The organism is Pantoea sp. GbtcB22 (assembly GCF_019091025.1).
GTDB classification, from domain to species: Bacteria; Pseudomonadota; Gammaproteobacteria; order Enterobacterales; family Enterobacteriaceae; genus Pantoea; species Pantoea leporis.
In genome coordinates, this window is sequence record NZ_JAGXKB010000425.1 from 1 (window position 1) to 255 (window position 255).

1 pseudogene is annotated in these 255 nt (G+C 59.6%); it reads right to left on the reverse strand.

What is annotated here, in order from left to right:
* A pseudogene (locus tag KVT28_RS25665) lies at positions 1–255 on the reverse strand (nitrite reductase (NAD(P)H)); the annotation flags it as partial.

Below are 255 nucleotides of genomic sequence, written 5' to 3' on the forward strand. Positions count from 1 at the left end.
AGCGAGGTGCGCTGCAGGCGATCACCGGTGCGGATGTAGAACATCATGAAGCGGGCGAGATAGTGCAGCAGCGTATCGGGATCAAGATCGGCAGCCAGCAAATCGGCGTGACGTGGCTTCATCCCGCCATTACCGCACACATACAGGTTCCAGCCTTTCTCGGTGGCGATGATACCCACGACTTTGCCCTGCGCTTCGGCGCATTCGCCCGTGCAGCCGGAGACGCCAAACTTCATCTTGTGCGGGGTACGAATG